Origin of the sequence: Streptomyces sp. MB09-01 (assembly GCF_033794505.1) — a bacterium.
GTDB lineage: Bacteria > Actinomycetota > Actinomycetes > Streptomycetales > Streptomycetaceae > Streptomyces.
In genome coordinates, this window is record NZ_JARAYQ010000303.1 from 1 (window position 1) to 8,893 (window position 8,893).

Sequence of the window (8,893 nt, forward strand, 5' to 3'; positions counted from 1 at the left end):
CCGCAGCCCGCCGCCCGCCAGGGCACCCGGTTCCACGCCTGGGTCGAGTCCCGCTTCGACGAGCTCCCGCTCCCCTTCCTCGACGTCCTCGACCCCGTCACCGACCTCCCCGGCGCCGGCTCCGACCAGGAGATCGCCGACGAGGCCGACCTCGACTCCCTCAAGGCCGCCTTCGAGCGCAGCCCGTACGCCGACCGGCCGCCCCACCGGATGGAGGCCCCGGTCCAGCTCACCCTCGCCGGCCGCGTCATCCGCGGCCGGATCGACGCCGTCTACAAGACGACCACCGCCGAGGACGGCGACTCGTACGAGATCGTCGACTGGAAGACCGGCCGCACCACCGAGGCCGACCCCCTCCAGCTCGCCGTCTACCGCCTGGCCTGGGCCGAGGCCACGGACACCCCGCTCAGCCGGGTCACCGCCGCCTTCCTCCACGTCCGCAGCGGCCGCGTGATCCGCCCGCGCAACCTCCCCGACCGGGCCCGCCTTGAGCGGATCCTCCAAGGCGAAACGGACACCGGCGGTGCCCACCAGGCGGACGGCTAGGCTCCTGGGCATGAGCGACACCCCGCCGGACAACGTCGTCCGCACGTACATCGACACCCACCGCGGCGCCTTCCTCGACGACCTCGCCGAGTGGCTCCGCATCCCCTCCGTCTCGGCCCAGCCCGAGCACGCGGGCGACGTGCGCCGCAGCGCCGAATGGCTCGCGGCGAAGCTCAAGGAGACCGGGTTCCCGGTCGCCGAGGTCTGGGAGACCCCCGGCGCCCCCGCCGTCTTCGCGCACTGGCCGAGCGAGGACCCGCAGGCTCCCACCGTCCTCGTGTACGGGCACCACGACGTGCAGCCCGCCGCCCTCGCCGACGGCTGGCACACGGACCCCTTCGAGCCGGTGGTCCGCGACGGCCGGATGTACGGGCGCGGCGCCGCCGACGACAAGGGGCAGGTGTTCTTCCACACCCTCGGGGTGCGCGCGCACCTGGCGGCCACGGGCGCCGCCGCCCCCGCCGTGAACCTCAAGCTGATCGTCGAGGGCGAGGAGGAGTCCGGCTCCGTCCACTTCCGCGAGCTCGTCGAGGCCCGCGCCGGTGAACTCGCCGCCGACGTCGTGATCGTTTCCGACACCGGCATGTGGTCCGAGACCACCCCCACCGTCTGCACCGGCATGCGCGGCGTGGCCGACTGCGAGATCGACTTCCACGGCCCGGACCAGGACATCCACTCCGGCGCCTTCGGCGGGGCCGTGCCCAATCCGGCCGCCGTCGCCGCCCGCCTGGTGGCCGCCCTGCACGACGACGACGGACGCGTGACGATCCCCGGCTTCTACGACGGCATCGCCGAGCTCACCGCCGCGGAGCGCGCACTCATCGCCGAGCTGCCCTTCGACGAGTCCGAGTGGCTCCGTACGGCCAGGTCCCACGCGGCCTCCGGCGAGGCCGGCTACTCCACCCTGGAGCGCGTCTGGGCCCGCCCGACGGCCGAGGTCAACGGCATCGGCGGCGGCTACCAGGGCCCCGGCGGCAAGACCATCGTGCCCGCCTCCGCCCACCTGAAGCTGTCGTTCCGCCTGGTGTCCGGCCAAGACCCGTACGAGGTCGAGGCCGCCGTCAGGGACTGGGTCGCGGCCCGGATCCCGGACGGGATCCGGTACTCCATCACCTTCGGCGCCCCGACCCGGCCGTGCCTGACCCCGCTGGACCACCCGGCCCTGCAGTCCGTCGTACGCGCCATGGGCCGCGCCTTCGGCCAGAAGATCCGCTTCACCCGCGAGGGCGGCTCCGGACCCGCGGCGGACCTCCAGGACGTTCTGGACGCGCCCGTCCTCTTCCTCGGCATTTCGGTACCGTCCGACGGCTGGCACTCGCCGAACGAGAAGGTCGAGCTGGACCTGCTCCTCAAGGGAGTCGAGACGGCCGCCTACCTCTGGGGAGACCTGGCCGCCAGCCACCGCGCAACCGCCTGACACCCGACGCACGCACGCCTGCCTTGTCCCACCACCGGGGGAGTTGGAAGTACCTGTGAGCACCCATACCGAGCGCCCTCTCACCGAGCGCCCTCTCTCGCTCGCCGCGCCCAGCGGAATCGACCGTGCCGCCCACCACCGCCTCGACGAGGCGTGGCTCGCCGCCGCCTGGAGCCACCCGACGACCCGCGTCTTCGTCGTCTCCGGCGGCCAGGTCCTGATCGACGACACCCCCGACGGGGGCACCGGCATCGTGATGACCCCGGCCTTCGAGGCCCCGGTCACCGAGACCCACCGCTACTTCCTGGGCACGGACGAGGACGGCGTACGGTACTTCGCGCTGCAGAAGGACGCGCTGCCCGGCCGCATGGACCAGTCGGCCCGCCCGGCCGGCCTGCGCGAGGCCGGACTGCTGCTCTCCCCGCGCGACGCCGGGCTGATGGTGCACGCGGTGGCACTGGAGAACTGGCAGCGGATGCACCGCTTCTGCTCCCGCTGCGGCGAGCGCACGGTGGTCGCCGCCGCCGGGCACATCCGCCGCTGCCCGGGCTGCGGCGCCGAGCACTACCCGCGCACCGACCCGGCCGTGATCATGCTGGTCACGGACGAGCACGACCGCGCGCTGCTGGGCCGCCAGGTGCACTGGCCGGAAGGCCGCTTCTCGACCCTCGCCGGGTTCGTGGAGCCGGGCGAGTCGATCGAGCAGTCCGTCGTCCGCGAGGTGTGGGAGGAGGCGGGCGTCAGGGTCGGCGAGGTCGAGTACGTGGCCAGCCAGCCGTGGCCCTTCCCGTACAGCCTGATGCTGGGCTTCACGGCCCGCGCCACCACCTCCGAGATCACGGTGGACGGCGAGGAGATCCAGGAGGCCCGCTGGTTCTCCCGTGAGGAGCTGCGCGCCGCGTTCGAGACGGGCGAGGTGCTGCCCCCGTCGGGCATCTCCATCGCCGCCCGGCTGGTCGAGCTCTGGTACGGCGAGCCGCTGCCGAAGATGGCGGCGTAACGTTCGTCACAGCAGAAGGCCCCCGCCTCGGCGGGGGCCTTTCTGGTGCTCGCGGGTACGCGCAGGTACCCGAGGTTGATGCTCCCTCAGACGGCGAGGGCCTGCTTGACCTGCGCCAGGCTCGGGTTCGTCATGACGGACTCGCTGCCTGCGGCGGACTTCACGAGCACGGTGGGAACCGTCTGGTTGCCGCCGTTGGCCTTCTCCACGAACGCAGCGGACTCCGGGTCGAGCTCGATGTTGATCTCGTTGTACGCGATGCCTTCCCGGTCCAGCTGCGTCTTCAGCCGACGGCAGTAGCCGCACCAGGTCGTGCTGTACATCGTGACGGTGCCCGTGTCCTGCATGCTGCGCTCTCCTTCGTGAGGGCTCGGTGGTCCGAGTACTCGAACGTACGGGACCCCGCGGCCATTCCCGTACGGGAGACCCCGCACGGCCGGTGTGACTGATACGACGGACAGGTACCGCCTGTGGACGGTTTTCCCGCCCGACCCACGAGACCTGGCAGCATGGCGGGGTGACATCAGCAACGCATTCCCCATCGTTCCCCGCCTCCGCCGACTCGGCCGACGCGGTGCTCCTGGGCCTGGACCCGGAGCAGCGCGAGGTCGCGACGACCCTGCGCGGGCCGGTGTGCGTGCTGGCGGGCGCCGGTACCGGCAAGACCCGCGCGATCACCCACCGCATCGCCTACGGCGTCCGGTCGGGCCAGCTCATGCCGGCCAGCGTGCTGGCCGTCACCTTCACCAACCGCGCCGCCGGAGAGATGCGCGGACGCCTGCGCACCCTCGGCGCGGGCGGGGTCCAGGCCCGGACCTTCCACTCCGCCGCCCTGCGCCAGCTCCAGTACTTCTGGCCCAAGGCGGTCGGCGGGGACGTGCCCCGGCTCCTGGAGCGCAAGATCCAGTTCGTCGCCGAGGCCGGCGCGCGCTGCCGCATCCGGCTCGACCGGGGTGAGCTGCGCGACGTCACCGGCGAGATCGAGTGGGCCAAGGTCACGCAGACGGTGCCCGCCGACTACCCGGCCGCCGCCCTCAAGGCGGGCCGCGAGGCACCCCGGGACATGGCCGAGATCGCCCAGATCTACGGGACGTACGAGCAGCTCAAGCGCGACCGCGGCATGATCGACTTCGAGGACGTGCTGCTCCTCACCGTCGGCATCCTCCAGGACCGCCACGACATCGCCGAGCAGATCCGCACCCAGTACCAGCACTTCGTGGTCGACGAGTACCAGGACGTCAGCCCCCTCCAGCAGCGGCTGCTGGACCTCTGGCTCGGCGAGCGCGACAGCCTCTGCGTCGTCGGCGACGCCAGCCAGACGATCTACTCCTTCACCGGAGCCACCCCCGACCACCTGCTGAACTTCCGCACCAAGTACCCGCAGGCCACCGTGGTCAAGCTGGTCCGCGACTACCGCTCCACCCCCCAGGTGGTCCACCTCGCCAACGGGCTCCTGAACCAGGCCAAGGGCCGCGCCGCCGAGCACCGGCTGGAGCTGGTCTCCCAGCGCGAGACCGGCCCCGACCCGGTCTACGCCGAGTACGCGGACGAGCCGGCCGAGGCCGAGGGCGTCGCCCACCGGATCCGGGACCTGATCGCCGCGGGCGTCCCGGCCGGCGAGATCGCCGTCCTCTACCGCATCAACGCCCAGTCCGAGGTCTACGAACAGGCCCTGGCCGACGCCGGGGTCCCGTACCAGCTGCGCGGGGCCGAGCGGTTCTTCGAGCGCGCCGAGGTCCAGAAGGCGATCCTCGCGCTGCGCGGAGCCGCCCGCTCCGGCGGGAACGACCCGCTGCTCGACGACGTCGTGGAACTGGGCTCCCAGGTCCGGGCGGTGCTCAGCTCCACCGGCTGGACCGGCCAGCCGCCCGCGGGCTCCGGCGCCGTGCGGGACCAGTGGGAATCCCTGGCCGCGCTGGTCCGGCTGGCCGAGGACTTCGCCCGGACCCGGCCCGGAGCCACCCTGGCGGACCTCACGATCGAGCTGGACGAGCGCAAGGCCGCCCAGCACGCCCCGACGGTCCAGGGCGTCACCCTGGCCTCGCTGCACGCGGCGAAGGGCCTGGAGTGGGACGCCGTGTTCCTCGTCGGCCTCACCGACGGCATGCTGCCGATCACGTACGCGAAGACCGACGAGCAGGTCGAGGAGGAGCGCCGGCTGCTCTATGTAGGCGTCACCCGCGCGCGGCTCCACCTGACCCTCTCCTGGGGCCTCTCCCGGGCTCCGGGCGGTCGGGCCTCCCGGCGGCCCAGCCGCTTCCTGAACGGCCTGCGGCCGGGCTCTGCGGTGCCCCGCAGCGGGCCGGGCTCCGCGGAGCAGAGCGGGCCGCGCAAGCGCGGCCGCCGCGGCCCGGTGCTGTGCCGGGTCTGCGGCAAGACGCTGACCGAGGCCGGCGAGCTCAAGCTGATGCGCTGTGAGGACTGCCCGTCCGACATGGACGAAGGGCTCTACGAGCGGCTGCGCGAGTGGCGTGCGGGCCAGTCGAAGGAGCAGGGCCTGCCCGCGTACTGCGTCTTCACGGACAAGACTCTGATGGCGATCGCGGAGGCCGCGCCCACCGAGGCGGGCGAGCTCTCTATGATCTCCGGAGTGGGCGGCCGCAAGCTCGACCGGTACGGAGCCGAGGTCCTGGCCATATGCGCTGGTCAGGAGCCCGAGTCCGCGGATCCTGCCGACGCGTAGAAACTCGTCGGAAAAATAGTTTGCACATGCCCAGCGAAGACCCATAGGTTCTTAGCAACGGAAACGGTGGCTTCTCCGAAGCCCTGGATCCGTGCTGTACTTATCCGAATACGCATGGGACAGGCCCTCGGGCCGAGTCCCCGAGACGCCGAGAGGAGGCGAGACCAGTGACCAGCTTCATGACCTTCACCAAAATGACCGATCGCTCGGTCGACGCTTCCTGCCTGCTCGGTTCCGTCTCCCTTCTGGGTACCGGTGTGTCCGCGATTTCCGCCGACCGCCCCGCCCTGCTGGCGACCCTTCCGGTCAGTGAGCGCAACGAGCGACCGACCCAGGCACCGGTGGCAGTACTGGCAGCAGAAGCTCAGGCGCATGGCGCCTATGGCTTCGCGGCCGCAGCCGGTGCCGGAGCCAAGACGAAGCAGACGAAGCAGCAGCACCACCTGATGTGGGCCTTCCGTGGGCTCGAACCCTGGAGTGATCCAGTCTGATCGCATGATCAGGCCGGCGCCTTCAGGGCCGCGGAACCCCACCCGGGATCCGCGGCCCTTCTGTTTGTCCCCGAACGGGGGGCGAACGCAGCGAAGGGGCCTCGGGACTGGCAGAAGCAGGTGACAGCCGAACCCGGCCGACCGGCCGGAACGACTAGCCGACCAAGACGACGAGGAAGAAACCACCGTGCAACTCGAAGCGCACGCCCCGTCCGTACCGCAGACCCACACGATCTCCCCGCCCGCAGTCCCGGAGGACCACACCTTGACTCCGCTCACCGCGCTCACCGCGCTCGACGACGCCATCGAGAACCTCGGCGTACCCGTTCCCTGCCGCACCTTCGACCCCGAGGTCTTCTTCGCCGAGTCCCCGGCCGACGTCGAGTACGCCAAGTCCCTCTGCCGCACCTGCCCGCTGGTCGAGGCCTGCCTCGCCGGAGCGGTCGAGCGCCGCGAGCCCTGGGGTGTCTGGGGTGGCGAGCTCTTCGTCCAGGGTGTCGTCGTCGCCCGCAAGCGTCCCCGTGGCCGTCCGCGCAAGAACCCGGTTGTCGCGGCATGACCGCCATCGGAACCATCGACCGCCCCCTGACGCACGACCCCCTGAAGCAGGACCTCATGACCGCCTACACCACGAGCGAGCAGCCCCACGGCGCCGCCCACGCAGACTTCATCACCGCCGGCGCGATCACCTCGCGTCAGAACAGGACCCGCGAAATGCAACTCATCCCAGAAGCCCTGGCTCGTGCCCATATGGACGACCGCATGCGTGAGGTGGACGCCGAGCGTCACGCCGTGCGCCTGGTCGCCGCCCGCCGCATGCAGCGGCGTGCCGAGCGCGTCTCGATGCGCGCCCGCCGTGCGCTGGCCATGGCCGTCATGCACTAAGAGCTGAGAACAGCATCCCGGGGGGACCGGTCCGAACGGACCGGTCCCCCCGGTGCGTTGCGGACGGCAGTCCACCCCGTGCGGGGATATCGTCTGGAGGTGGACCAGCCGACTCCCCACCCCGCCCCGTCGGGATCCGAGGCCCAGCCCGTCGTCTGCGCGCGCTGTGGCACGGAGTCCCCCAACGGCGCCCCGCCCACCTGGACCTGCTCGGTGGAGAACGGGGCCAGACAGTACTTCTGCGTCGACTGCGCGCGGGCCAACCTCCGGGCGATCGAAGGCAGGCTCGACTCCTCCTGGTGGTGACGCCGCGGACCCTACGGAGTCACTCGGCGGAAGCGAACCCGGGCAGCCAGGAGTCCAGTTCGTCCCGCAGCCGCACCGTCGCGCCCAGCTGGCACAGCACCCCGATCGTGCTCAGCGTGACCCGGTGGATCAGCAGGTACGAGGGAGGCAGGTTGATCTGCCGGCCCAACTGGTGTGCGGGGGAGCGCGGATCGGCGATCCTCGCCGCCTGGCCGCGCAGCCACGGCCGGGTGAAGGTGAATTCCTCCGCCTCGGCGGGCTCGATGATCGGCATGAGGTAGTCCAGCACCGCGTCCGGGTCCAACTCGATGGACTCCTTCACGAACCCCTCGGCGCGCAGGTGGCCGTAGACCCCCTCGGCGTCACCGTCCAGAGTCATCCGCAGCGACCTGCCGATGGGCTTGGGCCAGCCGCCGGGCAGCCGGTCGACCGTGCCGAAGTCCAGGACGCCCAGCCGCATCCGGCCGTCGGCCCCCGGTATCAGCCGAAAGTTGCCCGGGTGCGGATCCGCGTGCAGCAGACCGGTGCGCGCGGGACCGGAGAAGAGGAACCGGGCCAGGAGCTGTCCGGCGCGGTCGCGCTCCTCCTGGGTGCCGTCGGCTATCACCTCCGACAGCGGGGTCCCCTCCATCCACTCGGTCACCAGCACCTGATCGCCCTGGTACACGACATCCGGCACGACCACGTCCGGATCGTCCTCGAACGCGTCCGAGTGCGTCCGCTGGGCCTCGGCCTCCAGCTCGTAGTCGAGCTCCTCGGCGACCCGGTCGCGCAACTCCTTGATCAGCGGCTTGATCTCCATGCCGGGGATCAGCGGCCCCAGCAGCCCCGCGAACCGGCCCAGCTGCTTCAGGTCCGACAGCAGCGCCTCGCCGGCCCCCGGGTACTGGACCTTGACCGCGACCTGCCGGCCGTCGTGCCACACCGCCCGGTGCACCTGCCCGATCGAGGCCGCCGCGGCCGGCTTGTCCTCGAACTCCTCGAACAGCTCCCGCCAGTCCTCGCCGAGACGGTCCGCCAGCACCTGGTGCACCGTCGCCGCGGGCAGGGGCGGAGCCGCCTCCTGGAGCTTGGTCAGCGCCGCCCGGTAGGGCCCCGCGACCTCCTCGGGCAGCGCGGACTCGAAGACCGACAGGGCCTGCCCGAACTTCATGGCACCGCCCTTCAGCTCCCCGAGCGTGCGGAACAACTGCTCGGCGGTGCGCTTCTGGAGCTCGCTCGCCACGATCTCGGCCGACTTGCCCCCGATCCGCCTGCCCAGCCCCCATGTGGCCCGTCCCGCGATGCCGAGCGGCAGCGCGGCCAGCTTGACGGTCCGGGTGACCGCCTTCCGGGGAAGATCAGACATGCGCCCCTCCAATTCCCAGACAGCTGCGCCGCGAACGGCGGTTCAGGACACCTTCGGCCCCAACGCATCCTGTCATGGCCCTCCCGCCCGGTCCGCGCCCGATCCGCCTCCGGGAATCCGCCCTGCCGGACCGGCGTGCTGGAGCGGCGCCGCAGGCCCGGTGTCCGCGCCGCACGGGCAGTCCGGATGGGGATGGACCGGGCGGGAGGGCCATGCC

At 71.8% G+C, this 8,893-nt stretch carries 10 protein-coding genes; 8 read left to right on the forward strand and 2 right to left on the reverse strand.

What is annotated here, in order from left to right:
- The 3 genes from PV721_RS37600 to nudC form a co-directional block, all read left to right on the forward strand.
- A partial coding sequence (locus PV721_RS37600; RefSeq protein ID WP_319732467.1) for a PD-(D/E)XK nuclease family protein occupies positions 1 to 546 on the forward strand: 546 nt, incomplete at its 5' end.
- 10 nt (positions 547 to 556) lie between these two features.
- Complete coding sequence (locus PV721_RS37605; protein ID WP_319732468.1) at positions 557 to 1,963, forward strand: dipeptidase; 1,407 nt, start codon at positions 557 to 559, stop codon at positions 1,961 to 1,963.
- A 43-nt stretch (positions 1,964 to 2,006) separates the two neighbouring features.
- Positions 2,007 to 2,963, forward strand: coding sequence for an NAD(+) diphosphatase (nudC, locus tag PV721_RS37610; RefSeq protein WP_319732469.1), 957 nt, complete (start codon positions 2,007 to 2,009; stop codon positions 2,961 to 2,963).
- 86 nt (positions 2,964 to 3,049) lie between these two features.
- On the opposite strand, the gene PV721_RS37615 is transcribed toward nudC, so the two are convergent.
- The gene (locus tag PV721_RS37615) at positions 3,050 to 3,310 is read right to left on the reverse strand and encodes a mycoredoxin (protein WP_030011087.1); all 261 of its coding nucleotides are present in this window, start codon (positions 3,308 to 3,310) and stop codon (positions 3,050 to 3,052) included.
- A 170-nt stretch (positions 3,311 to 3,480) separates the two neighbouring features.
- Here PV721_RS37615 and PV721_RS37620 point away from each other — a divergent pair, with 170 nt between their 5' ends.
- From PV721_RS37620 to PV721_RS37640, 5 genes are all read left to right on the forward strand, one after another.
- Complete coding sequence (locus PV721_RS37620; RefSeq protein ID WP_319732472.1) at positions 3,481 to 5,646, forward strand: ATP-dependent DNA helicase UvrD2; 2,166 nt, start codon at positions 3,481 to 3,483, stop codon at positions 5,644 to 5,646.
- Positions 5,647 to 5,825: 179 nt separating this feature from the next.
- Positions 5,826 to 6,137 carry a hypothetical protein gene (locus tag PV721_RS37625; RefSeq protein WP_319732482.1) on the forward strand — a complete coding sequence of 104 codons (312 nt, stop codon included), beginning with the start codon at positions 5,826 to 5,828 and terminating at the stop codon, positions 6,135 to 6,137.
- 187 nt (positions 6,138 to 6,324) lie between these two features.
- The gene (locus tag PV721_RS37630) at positions 6,325 to 6,696 is read left to right on the forward strand and encodes a WhiB family transcriptional regulator (RefSeq protein WP_319732474.1); all 372 of its coding nucleotides are present in this window, start codon (positions 6,325 to 6,327) and stop codon (positions 6,694 to 6,696) included.
- The gene (locus PV721_RS37635; RefSeq protein ID WP_319732477.1) at positions 6,693 to 7,022 is read left to right on the forward strand and encodes a hypothetical protein; all 330 of its coding nucleotides are present in this window, start codon (positions 6,693 to 6,695) and stop codon (positions 7,020 to 7,022) included. The genes PV721_RS37630 and PV721_RS37635 overlap by 4 nt, the downstream gene beginning before the upstream one ends.
- Before the next feature lie 99 nt (positions 7,023 to 7,121).
- Entirely contained in the window at positions 7,122 to 7,328 is a 207-nt protein-coding gene (locus tag PV721_RS37640) for a hypothetical protein (protein WP_319732479.1), read from the forward strand.
- Between the two features lie 19 nt (positions 7,329 to 7,347).
- Here PV721_RS37640 and PV721_RS37645 read toward each other — a convergent pair whose 3' ends face one another.
- The gene (locus PV721_RS37645) at positions 7,348 to 8,676 is read right to left on the reverse strand and encodes an AarF/ABC1/UbiB kinase family protein (protein ID WP_319732481.1); all 1,329 of its coding nucleotides are present in this window, start codon (positions 8,674 to 8,676) and stop codon (positions 7,348 to 7,350) included.
- Between the last annotated feature and the right edge of the window lie 217 nt (positions 8,677 to 8,893).